Origin of the sequence: Pedobacter terrae, from assembly GCF_900100705.1 — a bacterium.
Lineage (GTDB): Bacteria > Bacteroidota > Bacteroidia > Sphingobacteriales > Sphingobacteriaceae > Pedobacter > Pedobacter terrae.
Genome location: NZ_FNCH01000002.1, coordinates 156,821 through 174,738, shown reverse-complemented (window position 1 = coordinate 174,738; position 17,918 = coordinate 156,821). Strand labels below are relative to the sequence as shown.

The window sequence follows — 17,918 nt, the reverse complement described above, 5'->3', positions numbered from 1 at the left end:
ATAAGCGATAATTATTTATGCCTGAATATAAGATTAATGATTTGCTGAAAAAGTTCCGTCAAGGTACAATTCTTCCTGAAGAACAGGCATTTTTGGAAACCTGGTATCTCAAATGGACTTCTGATAATCAGCACTTTACAGAGGAGGAGATAAATGCTGCGAAAAGCAAAGTCTGGTTAGCGCTGAATCCTCCGGTGCACAGGCTTAAGCCCTGGTACTGGCTGTCTGCTGTTGCAGGTATTTTATTATTCATTATCGTATTCTGGTTCTATAAAGAAAGAATTGATAATCCTCGTACAAATTTAGTTGTTGAAAAAGTACATACAGACTTCAAACCCGGAGGGAACAAAGCAATATTAACATTGGCCAATGGGGAAGAGGTTTCACTGGGAAACCCCGCGAAAGGCGAAGTTGCAAGTCAAGGCGCTGTACAGGTAATGGAAACAGAAACCGGAAAATTGGTATACAAAAGGCGTAAAGAAATTTCGGAAGCAATAATGATAAACAAATTGGCCACCCCGCGTGGCGGTGAATATCAATTGGTATTATCTGACGGAACGAAGGTTTGGCTGAATGCAGCTTCATCCATAAGCTTTCCGGCCGCATTTGAAGGTAATTATCGAAAAGTTTCTATAACCGGCGAAGTATATTTTGAGGTTGCCCATGATAAAAAGAAACCTTTTTTAGTCACCGCAAGAGAACAGGAAATTTCTGTTCTGGGTACCCATTTTAACATTAGTGCCTATCCGGATGATGAATTTGTTACCACCTCGCTGATCTCGGGGGCAGTGCGTGTTAAAAACTTAAAAACTAAAGTGGAAAAGTCAATACAGCCCGGGCAAGGCGCAACAACTTCCTCCGCAAATGATGATGTATTGATCCATGCAATAGATAAGGACGAGATATTGTCATGGAAAAACGGCTATTTTCAGTTTGACAACCAAAATGTCTACAGCATTATGAAAGTTTTGAGCAGGTGGTACAATGTAGATGTTCAGTTCCTGAGCGATAAAAATACAGAACGCTTTGGCGGAACTTTTTCCAAAGGAAAGCAGCTTTCAGAAACATTAGCAAATTTGGAAAAATTGGGAAATGTTCATTTCACTATAACCCAAAAGAAGGTAATTGTCACCGATTAATCCACAAACCAATCATATTAGAAAGGAGGAATTTCTGAAAAAAAAATAACTAACTCATTAAACCAGGAACGTTGCGACCGTCCCTGGCAGATGACTATAATTAGCCTAACAGGTAAATAAACCGACAACAGTTTAACTAAACCCATTAACCAAATGTATAAAAAATTTACTGAATTACTATTCAGGAGGAACTCCTATGTATATTCCAATTATTTACTGAAAATGAAACTAACTTTTGTTTTTCTAATCGTTATGTTTCTCCAGGTAAGGGCTGAGATTTTTGCACAGAAAATCAACATCAATGCCGATAAAGCGAAACTTAAGGAAGTGATCGCACAAATCAGGAAACAAACCGATTACGATTTCCTATACAATAACGCAGACGTAAAGACTGCGAAGCCGATTTCGTTAAAGGCGAGCAATATGGATTTGATTGCTGTGCTGGAACAATGTTTTAAAGATCAGCCGGTCAGTTATACCATAAAAAATAAAACAATTCTCATCACCAGAAGGCCATTACCAGTTACCAACCCCCTAAATGAGCAAAAAAAACAGCGGGTAACCGGAAGTGTTACTGATGCAGCTGATGGTGGACCCATTGTTGGCGCAAGCGTGCTGTTAGAGGGTACAAAAACCGGTGCCACAACAGATGTAAATGGAAATTTTTCGTTAGACGTACCGGGAAACACCGCCGTTCTGGTGATCTCTTTTATAGGTTACGAAACTCAGAAAATCAACTATAACGGGCAAGCCACTGTTAACGTCAAATTAAAAAAGGCAGATACTAAACTACAGGACGTTGTAGTTGTTGGTTATGGAACAAGAACTAAAGGCGCTGTAACGGGAGCCATTTCGACAGTAAAATCAGAAGTTTTCGAAAACCGGGCACTTAATAATAGTCTTGACGCTTTACAGGGGACTATCCCCGGCTTTACCATCACTAAAGGATCAGGCCAGCCGGGTGCCGGCGAATATGGCTTTAATGTAAGAGGGTCGTCTTCCATTAATGGAAATTCTCCACTGGTGTTAGTTGATGGTGTGCCAACAAGTTTTGTAACTTTTAATGCATTGAATCCGGCGGATATAGCTGAAGTAACTGTTTTGAAAGATGCCTCTGCTGCCATCTATGGGGCGCGTGCCGGAGATGGGGTGATTATTGTAACCACCAAAAAAGGCAAAAGTGGCCCGCCTGAAGTCAGTTATAGCGCTACCGTCGGTATTAAAGAACCGAGCTATTTAAGAAAAATGCAAAATACCCTTGAGTTTGCAGAATTTATGGATGAAGGTTTGCGCAACGTAGGTATTGCGGGATTTCCACAATCTGTTTTCGATAAAATCCGTGCAAATGCACCTATGGAAGCGGTGGGCTGGAACTATAATATCACCAATTATCCTGGATTCTTCGGTTATACAGACTGGAATAAGGAAATATATAAAAGTGCCATACAGCAACTTCACAACATTTCAATATCGGGTGGTGGAGAGAACAATAATTATCTTTTTTCAGCAGGATACAATAAAGACGAGGGCATTGTGCGCTATGGGATAAATAATTCACAACGCTATAACCTGCGTCTAAATTACGATTTTCGCCTGACGCCAAAATTGAATCTGGAAACCCGAACCAGTTATACCAATTTAGGCAATACCAATCCAACTAATTTGGGTAATGCCCTCACAAATGTAACTAGGCAATTCCCATACCAGCCGGTATTTAACCCTTTTGGTCAATTTTATGGCTATCAGGGATATGAAAATCCCGCCCAAAGCTTAACTGAGGCCGGTATATCCATAGATAATACCTCAAATTTTGCCACAAATTTCAAGGCAGATTACAGTATCATACCTGGATTAAAGCTGACTGCGCAGGCCGCTCTGAGACTGAATTACAATAACAATAATTATACGCTGCCAACCTTTACCCGTTACAATTACGCAGGAGGTGTACAGGATATTCGCCAAACACCTAACTCTGCTCAGTATAGTAATAGCCGAAGCATAAATGAGCTTTATCAGCTTTATGCAGATTATAATACGCAATTTGGGGAAAGCCACAAAATTAACATAACTGCTGGCGCTTCGATAGAGAAAACCAAAAATGACGGGCAGAATACCTGGGGCTATAACTTTGTCAGCAACGATATCTTTACATTAAACTTAGCTGACCGGACAAACATAGCCTTCGCTAATTTTGGAGGATTTTTAAACAGGCAGTCGCTTGGTTCTTATTTTGGAAGGGTAAGTTATTCCTTTAAAGATAAACTGATTCTGGATGTAACTGCCCGCGCGGATGGAAGTTCAAAGTTTGCGGAAGATAAAAGGTGGAGTGCGGTATTTCCCTCAGCCTCGTTGGCTTATAATCTTTCAGAAGAGCGTTTCATCAAGTCAATAAAAGCCATCAACCAGTTAAAACTTCGTGCGTCATGGGGTAAAATGGGTAACCAGGAAATAGGTGCACTGGGTCTTTATGATTATATCCCATTGGTTACACGGGTTATTCCGCCTGGAGAGCCGGGTGTTTACCCAATCGGTTCTCCTAATGCAGGATTACCTGGTGTAAGATCAAACCCGGCATCTGCAGACCGGACATGGGAAACGATTGAAAACAGAAACATTGGAGTGGACTTAGCGACACTTAATTCGAGGTTGAGTTTTTCATTCGATTATTTTAATAAAATCAACAATGACATGCTCGTAGCCATTGCAGTTCCTGCAACCTTTGGTGGCTCTGCCCCCTCATCAAATCAGGGTAAACTAAAGACGAAAGGTTTCGACGCTGTTGCAACCTGGAAGGATCATGTAGGCGCTTTCAGGTATAGCGTTTCCATTCAGTTAAGTGATGCACAGAATAAACTACTGGAACTGAAAAACACCGATAATCCACAAGTTGGCCTCAACCAATATAGACAAGGTTATGCAATGAATTCCTACTTCGGATATGTATTTGATGGCATCATTCAAAATCAGGCGCAACTGGACAACTATAAAAAACTCCAGGGAATTCCGGCAAGAATTGGTATTGGAGATGCTATGTTCAAGGATTTAGACGGAGATGGGGTATTAACGCCATTTGGAGATAAAAGCAAAGGTTTAGCTGGTGATATGCAATACCTGGGTGATCTGACCCCAAGATATACTTTTTCTTCAAACATCAATCTCGGCTGGAAACAATTTGACTTGCAGATATTTGTACAGGGTGTAGGAAAGCGTAATGTGCAGTATGGTGGAAATATTGCGACACCAAACACTTTTTTCTGGCCTTCGCTGGCCTATTACAACGGCCGTACCTGGAGCCCGAACAGACCTGAAGCTCAGTATCCCCGATTCATTCCAGGTAATGTGGGGTTTGATGACCTGCGCTCGAATAACTACCGTTCTTCAACGCTCATTACTCAAAATGTGGCCTACCTGCGCTTTAAAGTAATTACAGTAGGGTATAACCTCCCGGAGCATATTGCTAAAGCTGTTAAACTTAAATCTGCAAGACTGTTCTTAAGTGGGACGGATTTATTCACGATTTCAAAGGGCACACTTGGAGGGAATTTTGATCCCGAGGACGCTTTCCGAAATGAGGGTACTTATCCTTTCAGCAAAATTTATTCAATTGGTTTGAATGTTAAATTTTAAAATGATTCTTATGAAAATCCATAATATTAATCAACATGGCTTGTTCACTGACGCTGTCAGCCGGCGTTCTGCAGGCAAAGTATTTTCGGGGATATGCATGTTGCTCTTCTTAACAGTTTTAGGAGGATGTAAAAAAGATTTAAATCTTGTGCCGGAAGATAATATATCCGATGCAACCTTTTATAAAACAACAGCTGATTATAAACTTGCTGCAAACTTACTTTATCAGGGACTGGAACAATGGGGTACTGAAGATACCGAATCCGATATTGCCTTCAACAACCCCAATTCGGTTAGCAATGGACAGCTCCTGCCTACCGAAACCACTTCCTGGTCTGGATTATACACCAATATCCGCTATGCGAACAACATTATTGATAAAGGTGCTACCAGCACCGATGCGGGCATAAAGCGATATGTTGCCGAAGCCAGATTTTTCCGGGCCTATTATTATTATAAACTCTTCAGACTTTATGGAGGCGTTCCCCTGATCTCAAAGGTACTTCAAACCGGCGACGAGGCCCTGTTCGCACCAAGGTCAAGCATGACCCAGGCCGCTGATTTTATTTTAGCAGATCTACAAGCCGCCAAAGCTGACTTGCCTCTTAACCTTAGTGGAGGAGACGTTGGCAGGATTAATAAGGGCATTGCTTCGGGCCTTGCTTCAAGGGTTGCATTATTTGAGGGCACCTGGCTTAAATTCAGGGGAGAGGCCAATGCCAACATTTACCTTGATGCTGCAATTGCGGCCGCACAGGAAGTGATAAACAGTGGTGTATATTCATTATATGTGGGCAGCGGTGCACAGAGTTACCGTTACCTTTTTCTGGAAGCTGGGGATGATTCGAAGGAAACCATGCTTGACAGAAGGTATCAAAGAAATATTTTTGGCCATGATGTACCCTACGCCTATGATCAGGATGGCTATAACCCGACCCGAAAAATGGCAGACCTTTACCTGGACAAGAATGGTCTCCCGATTACCTCACCTGGAACCGTTTTCCAGGGCTATCAAACTTTCATATCTGAGTTTCAGGATCGGGATCCGAGAATGACCATGACCATGATTATTCCTGGAACGTTAACCAACCGCGTGTTTAATCCTGTAACCAAGGTAGCCAACTGGCCAGACAATCCGCAGCGAAATTTTAATACTGGTTACATTCTTTATAAATATATGTCTGAAGATGCTGTCGCCAATAACTCTGGCCGACAAGGCGCAGCGAGTTTGTTTGACTTTGATAAGCACATTATGCGCTATGCTGAAATACTTTTAAACTATGCCGAAGCTGTATATGAAAAAAATGGTTCTATTTCGGATGCTGATCTGGATCTAAGCATCAATAAAATCAGGGATCGGGTAGGCATGCCTAAACTTACAAATGTTTTCGTCACGGCGAACGGACTGAATATGAGAAACGAGCTAAGAAGGGAGCGTACAGTAGAGCTTTGCCTGGAAGGTTTTCGTTACGATGACCTTAGAAGATGGAAGACTGCAGAAACGGAACTTCCGCAGGACATTAAGGGCATAAAAATAACGGGCACCCAATGGGCAACGCGTGCACCTTATAGCAACGCAGCTTACCTAACCCGCGTCGATGCAAATGGCTTTTTGATTGCGGAAACCGGACGTAAGTTTAATCCGAACAGGGATTATCTACAGCCCCTGCCGCTTCGGGAAATTGCCTTTTATGCAAACAGCGGAAAAAAATTGGGCCAAAATCCAGGATGGTAAAGGTTAGTTAGATTGGAATCGGTCGGCATTGCCGGCCGGTTTTCTTTTAGGATAACGGCAGATCAACAGAAACCCCTACTAGAATTCCCCAGGGCCGTGTTTATTCCCGCGCATGCGGGAGCCGCGATGTGCTCAGCGAAGCTAATCTTAAACGCTTACGGCAATTTTATACTTATGATATATCCAACACTTGTATTATTTAAGGCTTTCGATACTTTATTTCTTGACTAAAATGGGCAATAGAATTTTGTTTTGGCTGTTTCTGGCCACCTTACTTTATCCTTCACTTGAAGTTTTTGGGCAGACTAAGTCTTTATATGAGGCTAAATATACACCGTATATCGATCTTGATGAGTATATGAATCCTTTTTGGAAAACACCTATTCTTATAGATGAATCAGTAATGGTTATTCAATCAGGGAAAGAATTTAGTGCCAGCCTTCTATTTCCGGCAAAAAAAATATTATCCGTTACCTCGGCAGATCATTCTATCAGCTATAAACAGGAAGTAGACTGGACTTTAAAAGATGGCAAGCTAAAAATTTTAACAGATTTAGCTATTCCAACACTTAAAATCACTGATTTACAGTTTAATACGCTCAAGACCGGTCTATCAATGGCCGCAAAAAAAGAAGGAGAATACATCTTATTTAAGGAAGGTTTGTTTTTCCAATCCAGGCAGATTTTGGTCACCTACAAGAAAACCAGACCATCCAACTGGGTGGGGCCCAGGCCGTTTATTAACAAAATGAAGCTCGCCAGAAGTAAAAAACGGTTAAAGGATCGGCAGTCAGTAAAACTTTGTTTTTACGGAAATAGCATTGAAACCGGTTACAATGCAAGCGGCTTTATTGGTGGCCCTCCTTATATGCCAGGCTGGCCAGAGCTCGTTAGCTGGAAACTCCAGCAACATTTTAAAAGCCAGATCACATATTATAATCCATCGGTGGCCGGTAAAATGGCGAGATGGGGGGCAGAACAGGCTTCAGCGCTGGTTTCGCCAGGAAAACCAGATGTGGTGATTATTGGATTCGGAATGAATGATGGTGCTTCGCATGTTAGTGCTGAAGATTTCAAGAATCAAATTTCATCTATAATTAAAACAGTAAAGTCTGATCATCCTTTAGCAGAATTTATACTGATTGCACCTATGTTGGCTAATCCCCTGGCAGTTCAGGATGGTTTACAAGGACAATATCTACAGGTTTTAAATCAACTTGCTTCAACGGACGTGGAAGTTGTAGATATGACTGGTGTACACAGGGAATTACTCAGGCATAAAGCCTACCAGGATATGACCGGAAACAATGTCAACCATCCCAATGACTATCTTTCCAGGTGGTATGCACAAATGATTTGCGGACTTTTTATCAAATGATCGTTTCAATAAAATAAATGGTAAGTATTAGTGCTCCAATGAACTTAGTACTTTAATTAGTTTATTTGCGATTACCTGATTGCCGCTGTCAGATGGATGCAAACCGTCGTATGTCATTTGAATGGCTTCTGGAGGATATGGATAATCATCCTTCTGCGGATTAAAGGGTATATTAAATGAAGATTTCAATGAATAATTTTTATAATTCCCTGTTCCCGGAATTTTCAGTCGTTTAAATTTTACAAGCTTCTTCAGACCAAGGGATTTATCATGATACAGGTCGATTACCTTTAAATCACTTTCGGCCCCGATTTTGAGAATAGCATCAGCAAAATCTTCCAGGGTTTGCCCTGCTTTTTCTTTGTATGAACCATAGGCATTATTATTTTTATCTGCTATATATACAAAGTCGGCCCGCTGCATTGGGGTGATGAGTATGATCCTGGCCTTTGGACTTAACTTCTTAATGGCATTAACGATAACGGCTATTGAACCATAGAAGGTGCTGTAACCCTTGTTTGATTTATAATCTTCTATCTGTCCCACTGGTCTTCCTGCCCACCAATCGTTAGTTCCTAAAAAAACCGTATAAACATCAGCCTTTGGGACTTCTAAGCTTTCAATCCTTTCTGCAACTGCAGCAGCGGTCCAGCCATTATAACCTTTGTTAATGTAATTCAAAAACTTTAACTCATCTGACACCCTGGTGAGGTATCCCTTGCTCACACGGTTACCGGTTTCTGCAAGGTGATCATTGAGATAGGTGATGGAATCTCCAATGGCCACCCAGGTTATCTTGTTGGTTTCCAGGCGAAAAGACATCAAAGTAAGCGTTAGCAAAAACAGCAGGTTTTTCATCATATTATAGGTTTTTAATGTATCATTTCAGGATTGGATTAATTGCCAATTGCCAACCTGATTTGTTTGGCTAAACATCACCAAAATGGTATAAGGAGATGATAAGGGAAATGATCTGTTATCTCATCTCGAAAGAATAGCTTCCGGCAGATAATTCTTGTTTATTAGCAACCACTTTTCCATTTAAATATATCTTTTTACCTGAAATAACCTGAATTTCTAAACTGGCAGTGGAGTTTGCAGGGATTTTAACATCATACTTTATACCGTTTTTATTCTTCTTCCATGAAGATAAAATGGTACCGTACGGACTTTCATGGCTTGCTGTAAAGTGTTCCAATCCATCCACAAAATGCGGATGCAACAAAATATTTTTAAATCCGGGCTGCTTTTCGTCTATTTTAATGCCACCTATCCCTTTAAAAAACCAGCCACCAATTTCGCCAAACATCATGTGGTTATCGGAAATATCCCTGGTGGCCTGCATATCCCAATTTTCGTGCAGGGTTGTTGCACCATTCACAATCCACCAGCCCCAGCCCGGATAGGTATGCTGTGCAGCAAGTTTGTAAGCTGTTTCTGCCTGGCCATTATCACTTAAAGCATTTAAAACCGCCTTGGCTCCCAGTACGCCAACATCAATATGCATACCATCTGCGGCAACACGTTTAGCCAAATTCGCCGCTAATTTTGCGCGGTACTGATCTTCAACAATATTCCACTGGAGCGCCATACTTAATTCAGTTTGCACACCAGAGCCGTAGGTAACATTCGTTGCATCAAAGTATTTATCGTTAATCGCTTTTTTTATTTTCTTAGCCAATGCGCTATAAACCAAATAATCATTTTGATAATTGAATAATTTTGCGGTTTTAGCCAAAATATCGGCATCAACATAAAAATAAACAGAAGAGGTATATTCTAAGTTCGAAGTAGATTTAACAGGGACCCAATCGCCTCTGCCAAAAGTGGTTAAGCCATCTTTACTGATGTTGTTCACGTAATTAACATATTGTTTAATGTTTTTGTAATTATCGGCCAGGGCTTTTGTATCACCATAAAACATGTAAATATTCCAGGGAATAATGGCAATTGTACTGGTCCAGTCGGTACCGTTTGCCGTTCCGTAACCCCAACCACTGGTCGGTATAATATCTGGCAAAACGCCGTTCGGTTGCTGCTCATCACGATGATCACCCAACCATTTCTCGTAAATGGTTAATGCATCAAAATTGTACAATCCGGTTTCTATGGCGAAGTGTCCATCGCCTGTCCATCCGTTTTTTTCTCTTTGCGGACAATCTGTTGGGAAACCGAACAAGTTTGATAAATAAGAATTATTGGTGGCCCACCAGATTTTATCAATCAAAGGGTTTGAAGAAGCTATTTTACCGGTTGAAGGAACATCGCTGTGCATAAAATAAGCGACTAAATTTTTCTCTTCCAGTTTAACAGGTTCGCTTGATGAAACTTCAACATACTGAAAACCTTTGTAGTTGAATAGGGGCATAAATTCTTCCTCACCTTCACCGTTTAAGATAAAAATATCGGTTTGGAATGGGTCGGTATGATCTGTCGGGCGATAATAAACATCAATATTGGATAAATCAGCACGGCCATTAGCATCCAGTCGCTCTGCGTGTTTTAATTTGACTATTGTTCCTTTTTTGCCTGAGACTTTTATTTTGCTCACACCAGCTATATTTCTGCCTAAGTTGTATAAGTAAGTGGTATCATTAAATTTGCGGAGGCTTTTCGCTTTTATTTCCTCCACATTGCGGATAGGGTACATGGTTTGAGAAACAATATTTTTTGAAGGGCTTGCCCTTAAACTTATTCCGTGCCATTTAGTATCATCAAAATCGGCTTTGTTCCATCCTTTTTGTTCCAATCTTGCATCATAATGTTCGGCGGTGTAAATATTGTTCGATATAATTGGCCCAAAACTTGTTTTCCAGTCGCTTCCGGAAGTTATGGCCTCGGTTGTGCCATCAGTGTAAGTAATCCTCAAATCCAAACAAAATGCTGGTCTTGCCCTCCATGGGGCTTTATCGAAGTTCCAAACCGCCATAGCCTGGTGATTGTACCAGCCGTTTCCTAAAATAACGCCAACAGCATTTTTACCTTGTTTAAGGTTAGCGGTTACATCATAAGTAACGTATAAATTCCTTCTATCGAAGCGCGTATACATTGGATCGAGGCGATGATTGCCAACCTTTGTCCCGTTCAAATAAAGTTCGTATAATCCTGAAGCTACAATATAAGCTCTGGCAGATTTTATTTGTTTTACAGGTTCAAAAACTTTTCTAAAGTATGGTGCCTGACGGGTATTGATATCTTTTCCATCACTGATCCAGGTTCCCTTCCAGTTTTCAGCACCCATCATTCCGGTTTCAAAACTCGAAATCCGCGACGAAACTAATTTGCTGTCTTTATCCAAAACTTCTACCCGCCAAAAATATTTAGTAAACGGCAGTAAAGCCCTGCCTTTGTAGGTAATCAAACTATTCCCGGAATGAACCTGATCCGTATCCCATTGCACATTCATTTTGTTTTTGAGTTGCAAAGAATCTGTACTAACAATAATTCGGTAAGCACGCTGTAGGGCGCCTTTCCTTTCATCATCCATCATCCACGATAAGCGTGGATTTGGATTGTCAATTCCTATCGGATTTACCAGATGTTCGCATTTCAACTTTACAATCTCCGTTGCATTTACTGATGGTATGCTGATAAAAATCAGGCTGAAGACGAATAGGTATTTTAAGGAATTTACTTTTAATATTTTCATTATGCTTTATGTTGTGAAAGGGATATGAATGCCAAAAAATTAAGGACTGGTAATTTAAAATTATTGCAGTAATAATTTGGGCTGAAAATAACGAAAAATAAAAATGCAACTATCCCCAACTGTTTGCTAAAATTTAGTCCTTAAAATGATTAAATGTCCTATCAGGTGAGGGGCCGGAATGCATAACCCTTTTATTCGAGCATCAGCGATAACTGGTTTTAGTCAAAATTACGGTATATAACATTAATGGATTATATCTAATCGTCGGTACAAGACAGGACAGTTAATAACGGTTGGCTTAATCAGGATGTTTAATTTTATGGAAACCAAATATTCAATAGTTATGCAAGCATTATTCGGGGTGATTTTCCATTTTATAGGCGGCTTTGCCTCAGGGAGCTTTTACATACCTTACAAAAAAGTTAAGGGATGGGCCTGGGAAAGTTACTGGATTGTAGGTGGTGTGTTCTCCTGGCTAATCGTGCCTCCACTTGCTGCCTGGCTTACCATTCCAGATTTTGTTGAGATTATTCATAAAACTGATGGTGGTATCTTATTACTCACCTTTTTTTTCGGTTTGCTTTGGGGGATAGGTGGATTGACCTATGGATTAGGGGTTAGATACCTGGGCGTATCTTTAGGGAGTTCTATTATTTTGGGGCTTTGTTCTGTATTCGGTGCACTCGTTCCCTCAATATATTACGATTTCTTTCCCTCACCAGGAAAAGATACATTCACTTTGCTTCGCAGTTCATCATGGGGGATAATGGTCTTAGCTGGGCTTCTGGTCTGTATTTTTGGAATTATTGTTTGTGGGCGAGCAGGAATGCTTAAAGATAAGGAACTTAAAAATATGGAGCATAAACCTGAATTTAGGATTGGTCTGGGCCTTATCGTATCAATAGTTTCAGGTCTGCTCAGTGCCTGTTTTGCTTTTGGTATCGATGCAGGTAAAGACATGGCTCATCAGGCTAACCTGATTTGGAAAACTGCAAATCCAAGCCAGGGAGCGTTTCTCTTCCAGAACAATGTAACCTACGTGGTTATTCTTTGGGGCGGACTCGCCACCAATCTTTTTTGGTGTGTACTGCTTAATATTAGGAATAAAACAATTGGTGATTACACTAACCGTAAAACGCCATTAATCAGAAACTATATCTTTTCTGCACTTGCTGGTACCACATGGTTCCTTCAGTTCTTTTTTTACGGGATGGGCGAGAGTAGATTGGGTAATGGACCTAGCTCCTGGATATTGCACATGGCTTTTATCATTTTAATTGCCAACGTTTGGGGAGTTGTTTTGAAAGAGTGGAAAGGGGTAAGCAGAAAAACCTATGCAACAATTTACGGTGGTATTTTCCTGATTATTTTATCCATACTCATCGTAGGTTATGGAAACTATTTAAGATAAATTATAAAAAAATCATATGTCGGTTAACGAAACTAATTACAATTATGTAAGTTATTTGTGGGATGAACAAGAGGCGGCTAAAATGGCCGGAGACGAGGTTGCGCTTCTGATTTATCGTTCAAATTTATTGGGCGCAGATTTACGTCTGACAAATTATGGTGGCGGAAATACCTCCTGCAAGCTGATTCAGGTAGATCCCTTAACAAAAAACGGAATTGAAGTGATGTGGGTAAAGGGCTCTGGTGGAGATTTGGGTACTCTTAAAAAAAGTGGTCTTGCAGCCCTATATGTGGATAGACTGCGTAGTTTACAGAATATATACCGAGGCGTTGAGTTTGAAGATGAGATGGTGGGCTTATTTAACCACTGTATCTATGATCTTGACTCGAAGGCACCTTCCATTGATACTCCTTTGCATGGCTTTCTACCTTTTAAGCATATCGACCACCTGCACCCAGATGCGGCCATCGCGATAGCCGCGGCAAAAGATGGCAAGAAGATTACTGAAGAACTATTTGGGGGTACCATAGGTTGGGTAGATTGGAAAAAACCAGGTTTTGAACTGGGGCTGCAACTAAAACAGTGCCTGGATGAAAACCCCGGCATTCGCGGTATTATGCTGGGTTCGCATGGTTTATTCACCTGGGGCGACACGGCATATGAAAGTTATGTAAATACTTTAGCTGTTATCGAAAAATGCTCGTCTTACCTCCATGATCGTTATGGCAGGAAGGGGCCTGTTTTTGGTGGTCAAAAGATGAATAGTCTTCCTGCCGAAAAGCGGAGTTCACAAGCTGCAGCCATTGCATCCGTGCTTAGAGGTTTATGTTCTTCAAAACAATCGATGGTTGGCCATTTCACTGACGATACGAGGGTATTGGAATTCATCAACTCAAATGATTTGTCTCGTTTGGCACCCATGGGAACGAGTTGTCCGGATCATTTTTTGAGAACAAAAATCAGTCCCTTGGTTTTGAACCTTGATTCGGAAGCTGATCTTTCTGATGCTCAGGCCATCAAAGAAAAATTGGTGCCAGCTTTTGAGGATTATAGAAAGATGTATGGTGATTATTATCAGAAATGCAAACATCCCAATAGTCCTGCTATTCGTGATGCGAATCCGGTTGTAATTCTCTTCCCCGGCATCGGGATGTTTACGTTTGCCAAGGATAAACAGACCGCACGTGTTGCTGCAGAATTTTATATTAACGCCATTAATGTAATGAAGGGTGCAGAAGCAATTTCTGAATACACTTCGCTACCACACCAGGAAGCATTTAATATCGAATATTGGTTGTTGGAAGAAGCGAAGCTTCAACGCATGCCAAAACCCAAACCCTTGACCGGTAAAATTGCATTGGTAACTGGCAGTGCAGGCGGTATTGGTAAGGCAATCGCAAAAAAGTTTGCTGCTGAAGGAGCTGTCATTGTACTCAATGATGTGAATATTGAACGTTTGAACGTTGCGGAAGCTGAGTTTGTTTCGCAATTCGGTAGGGACACTGTTACTACTGCCTTATTGGATGTAACCAGTAAGGAGCAGATTAACCAGGCCTTTGAAAAAGCGACATTAGCGTTTGGTGGCGTAGATATCGTGGTGAATAATGCCGGACTTTCCATATCAAAATCAATAGCGGATCACACCGAAAAAGACTGGGATCTTTTATATGATGTTTTGGTAAAAGGACAGTTTTTGGTAACTCAGGTGGCTACCTCAATCTTTAAAAAACAGGCTACAGGTGGAGATATTATCAATATCGTAAGCAAGAATGCATTAGTGAGCGGGCCTAATAATGCTGGTTACGGTAGTGCAAAGGCCGCACAGTTGCATTTGAGTAGGTTGAATGCTGCGGAACTAGGTTCAGATGGAATCAGGGTGAATGTTGTTAATCCAGATGCGGTAATTAGCGACAGTAATATCTGGGCCGGAGGCTGGGCAGAAGGCCGGGCAAAAGCTTATGGTATAAGTGTAGAAGAACTGCCTGCATATTATGCCAGGCGTACGCTCCTTAACCAGATTATTTTACCTGAAGATATTGCCAATGCCTGCTTTGCCTTTGTAGGAGGACTGCTTAGCAAATCAACAGGTAACGTATTAAATGTAGATGGCGGAGTAGCCATCGCATTCGTAAGATAATTTGTAAATTAACCAGCCATACCAGCATTGTTAAGAAGGAGTAATGCCTTACATGAGGTTCACTACTCTGGTATGGCCTTAATTATGGTTTTTCTGCCAGGGAGGTAATCCCAGGCACTAGATAAATAAATACCACATGAACGTCGATAATATTCAAATACAGTCGCACAACGACAAACTATCTTCTTCTCATCATAGAAAATTCAGTGCACTTAAAGAAGACTGGTCGTCAACATTGATTGACCAAACACTTCAAAAACTGATTGATTTTCAAATTGCCATCCCGAGTTGGGCACTTGGTACTGGTGGAACCCGTTTTGGCAGGTTCGCCATTACCGGGGGAGAACCACGAACATTAGCCGAAAAAATCGCAGATGTAGGATTGCTCCATCGACTCAATGCGGCATCAGACGCCATTTCGCTGCATATTCCATGGGATGTTCCTGAAGATATAAATGAAATCAAAAAGTCTGCGGAAGGTTATGGACTCGCCTTTGATGCCGTAAATTCCAATACTTTTCAAGATCAGCCAGATGCCTTACTGAGCTACAAGTTTGGTTCTTTGCAGCACGTAGATAAGGCGGTTAGGAACCAGGCCATTGCACATAATATTGAAGTGATTAAACAGGGGCAGGCATTGGGTTCCAAAGCTTTGACGGTTTGGTTGGCAGACGGGTCATGTTTTCCTGGACAGCTGAATTTTAGGAATGCATTTCAAAATACGCTGGATAGTTTACAACAGATTTATGCAGCATTACCGTCAGACTGGAAGCTCTATGTAGAATATAAAGCATTTGAGCCTAACTTTTACTCCACAACCATCGGCGATTGGGGACAATCACTATTGTTGGCGAATAAGCTAGGTGATCAAGCGAAAACCCTGGTTGATCTGGGCCACCATTTGCCAAACGCTAATATCGAACAGATCGTTTCCCTATTGCTGATGGAGGGTAAACTTGCTGGTTTCCACTTTAACGACTCTAAATATGGCGACGATGACTTGACTGCTGGTAGTATTAAACCCTATCAACTTTTTTTGATTTTCAACGAGCTGGTAGAGGGTATGGATGCCGCTGGGATGAACCATGCGAAAAACCTGGGTTGGATGATAGATGCATCTCATAATGTGAAAGATCCGTTGGAAGATTTGTTGCAATCTGTAGAAGGTATTATGATTGCCTATGCGCAAGCCCTGATGATAGATCGGGCTGCTTTAACTCAAGCGCAGCAAAATAACGACGTGGCACTGGCTCAGGAAGTTCTGCAACATACCTTTAGAACGGATTTCAGGCCTTTGGTAGCCGAGGCCAGGCAACGTGCGGGTGCTGCACTTTCTCCAATACACTTATACCGGGAATTGAAATGCCGCGAACAGCTGATCATGGAAAGAGGTAAAACGACTACGGCAACAGGATTATAGTAAAATGAGAAATGAGAAGATACCTGTAGTCGCCGTTTTTGATGTGGGTAAGACCAATAAGAAACTTTTTCTTTTTGATATGGATTACCGCGTCGTATTTGAACGTTCGGCCAGGTTTACGGAAACAATTGATGAAGATGGCGATCCCTGCGAAAACATCGATAGCTTGAGACTTTCTGTTTTTGATTCGCTTAGTGAAGTTTTTAACAATCCAAAGTTTGAACTGAGGGCGATTAATTTTGCTTCGTATGGCGCAAGTTTGGTGTACATTGATGAAAATGGCAAGCCACTTACCCCACTATACAATTATCTTAAAGTATATCCTGAGCACTTAAAGCGGGAATTCTATATGAAGTATGGGGGAGAAGAGGCGTTTGCAGTAAAAACAGCGTCACCGGTGTTGGGTAGTTTAAATTCGGGTATGCAGCTCTACAGGCTTAAAAAGGAACGCCCTTCGCTATTCGAAGATGTGCATAGCATACTTCATCTGCCACAATACCTGAGTTTTTTGCTTACCGGCAAAGCTTATACCGAGAAAACCAGTTTGGGATGCCATACGAACCTTTGGGATTTTCAAAAGCAAGATTACCATGATTGGGTGTCTGTAGAAGGTATCTCCGAAAAGCTGGCCCCGGTTGTACCCGCTAACCATGTATCTCCTGCAATATTTCCGGGAAAACAATATGAGGTGGGTGTAGGTCTTCACGATAGCTCATCAGCATTGATTCCTTACCTGATCAGCTTCAGGGAACCTTTTGTACTGTTGTCTACCGGAACCTGGTGTATATCATTAAATCCGTTCAATCAGGCTGCCCTAACCGTTAATGAATTAACGAACGATGTGCTTTGTTACATGCAGTATGAGGGTAAACAGGTCAAAGCATCAAGGCTATTTTCAGGTTATGCTTATGAACAGCAAACAAAACGGCTTGCCAAACATTTCGGAGTTGATATACTCATGTTTAGGGAGGTGGTTTATTCACCTCATGTTATAGCCAAACTAACCCAAAAAGGGGAGGAGTTTTCGATTGATGCCCCTGCAGCACTAAAATTTGAAGATAAACCACTGCAACAGTATAACGATGTGAATGAGGCGTACCACGACCTGATGCTGGATTTAGTGAGACAGCAATTTATTGCTACCGGATTAGTGCTCAAAGGTTCAAACGTTAACAGGATTTTTGTTGATGGAGGTTTTAGTAAGAATTCGGTGTTTATGCACTTACTTGCTGAAGCATTTCCGGATCAGGAGGTTTATGCTGCTCACATGCCACAGGCAACCGCCATTGGTGCTGCTTTGGCAATTCATAATTCATGGAATGAAAAACCAATGCCCAATGATATCATTTCCCTAAAACTTTACACGCCAGCAAAAACAAAATTTTGATGAAGAATCTGGAATTTAACCAACCCTTATCGCTT

At 41.3% G+C, this 17,918-nt stretch carries 10 protein-coding genes; 8 read left to right on the top strand and 2 right to left on the bottom strand.

Annotated features, from left to right (window positions below):
- The first annotated feature begins 17 nt into the window (after nt 1-17).
- From BLR60_RS03850 to BLR60_RS03830, 4 genes are all read left to right on the top strand, one after another.
- Nucleotides 18-1,139: a FecR family protein gene (locus BLR60_RS03850; RefSeq protein WP_090496997.1), complete on the top strand. Its 1,122-nt coding sequence runs from the start codon at nt 18-20 to the stop codon at nt 1,137-1,139.
- Between the two features lie 222 nt (nt 1,140-1,361).
- The gene (locus tag BLR60_RS03845) at nt 1,362-4,766 is read left to right on the top strand and encodes a TonB-dependent receptor (protein WP_167354677.1); all 3,405 of its coding nucleotides are present in this window, start codon (nt 1,362-1,364) and stop codon (nt 4,764-4,766) included.
- 10 nt (nt 4,767-4,776) lie between these two features.
- Nucleotides 4,777-6,501, top strand: a complete 1,725-nt coding sequence (locus BLR60_RS03840) for a RagB/SusD family nutrient uptake outer membrane protein (RefSeq protein WP_167354676.1) — start codon at nt 4,777-4,779, stop codon at nt 6,499-6,501.
- 232 nt (nt 6,502-6,733) lie between these two features.
- Nucleotides 6,734-7,879 carry an SGNH/GDSL hydrolase family protein gene (locus tag BLR60_RS03830; RefSeq protein WP_090496986.1) on the top strand — a complete coding sequence of 382 codons (1,146 nt, stop codon included), beginning with the start codon at nt 6,734-6,736 and terminating at the stop codon, nt 7,877-7,879.
- Nucleotides 7,880-7,906: 27 nt separating this feature from the next.
- Here BLR60_RS03830 and BLR60_RS03825 read toward each other — a convergent pair whose 3' ends face one another.
- Together BLR60_RS03825 and BLR60_RS03820 are read right to left on the bottom strand one after the other, a co-directional pair.
- The gene (locus tag BLR60_RS03825; protein ID WP_090496983.1) at nt 7,907-8,740 is read right to left on the bottom strand and encodes an SGNH/GDSL hydrolase family protein; all 834 of its coding nucleotides are present in this window, start codon (nt 8,738-8,740) and stop codon (nt 7,907-7,909) included.
- Between the two features lie 115 nt (nt 8,741-8,855).
- A complete protein-coding gene (locus BLR60_RS03820) occupies nt 8,856-11,528 on the bottom strand; it encodes an alpha-L-rhamnosidase (protein ID WP_090496981.1) in 2,673 nt (890 codons plus the stop codon).
- Nucleotides 11,529-11,871: 343 nt separating this feature from the next.
- Here BLR60_RS03820 and rhaT point away from each other — a divergent pair, with 343 nt between their 5' ends.
- From rhaT to BLR60_RS03800, 4 genes are all read left to right on the top strand, one after another.
- Nucleotides 11,872-12,939 (top strand): L-rhamnose/proton symporter RhaT, encoded by a 1,068-nt coding sequence (gene rhaT / locus BLR60_RS03815; protein ID WP_090497386.1) that lies wholly within the window; start codon nt 11,872-11,874, stop codon nt 12,937-12,939.
- A 16-nt stretch (nt 12,940-12,955) separates the two neighbouring features.
- Entirely contained in the window at nt 12,956-15,076 is a 2,121-nt protein-coding gene (locus tag BLR60_RS03810; RefSeq protein ID WP_090496979.1) for a bifunctional aldolase/short-chain dehydrogenase, read from the top strand.
- A gap of 136 nt (nt 15,077-15,212) precedes the next feature.
- Complete coding sequence (locus BLR60_RS03805; RefSeq protein ID WP_090496976.1) at nt 15,213-16,496, top strand: sugar isomerase; 1,284 nt, start codon at nt 15,213-15,215, stop codon at nt 16,494-16,496.
- Between the two features lie 4 nt (nt 16,497-16,500).
- Nucleotides 16,501-17,883: an FGGY-family carbohydrate kinase gene (locus BLR60_RS03800; RefSeq protein ID WP_090496974.1), complete on the top strand. Its 1,383-nt coding sequence runs from the start codon at nt 16,501-16,503 to the stop codon at nt 17,881-17,883.
- The last annotated feature ends 35 nt before the right edge of the window (nt 17,884-17,918 follow it).

Bases quoted from the DNA above. Each gene is read 5' to 3' on its own strand.
- BLR60_RS03850 (WP_090496997.1), top strand. From the start codon at position 18: ATGCCTGAATATAAGATTAATGATTTGCTGAAAAAGTTCCGTCAAGGT.
- BLR60_RS03845 (WP_167354677.1), top strand. From the start codon at position 1,362: ATGAAACTAACTTTTGTTTTTCTAATCGTTATGTTTCTCCAGGTAAGG.
- BLR60_RS03840 (WP_167354676.1), top strand. From the start codon at position 4,777: ATGAAAATCCATAATATTAATCAACATGGCTTGTTCACTGACGCTGTC.
- BLR60_RS03830 (WP_090496986.1), top strand. From the start codon at position 6,734: ATGGGCAATAGAATTTTGTTTTGGCTGTTTCTGGCCACCTTACTTTAT.
- BLR60_RS03825 (WP_090496983.1), bottom strand. From the start codon at position 8,740: ATGATGAAAAACCTGCTGTTTTTGCTAACGCTTACTTTGATGTCTTTT.
- BLR60_RS03820 (WP_090496981.1), bottom strand. From the start codon at position 11,528: ATGAAAATATTAAAAGTAAATTCCTTAAAATACCTATTCGTCTTCAGC.
- rhaT (WP_090497386.1), top strand. From the start codon at position 11,872: ATGCAAGCATTATTCGGGGTGATTTTCCATTTTATAGGCGGCTTTGCC.
- BLR60_RS03810 (WP_090496979.1), top strand. From the start codon at position 12,956: ATGTCGGTTAACGAAACTAATTACAATTATGTAAGTTATTTGTGGGAT.
- BLR60_RS03805 (WP_090496976.1), top strand. From the start codon at position 15,213: ATGAACGTCGATAATATTCAAATACAGTCGCACAACGACAAACTATCT.
- BLR60_RS03800 (WP_090496974.1), top strand. From the start codon at position 16,501: ATGAGAAATGAGAAGATACCTGTAGTCGCCGTTTTTGATGTGGGTAAG.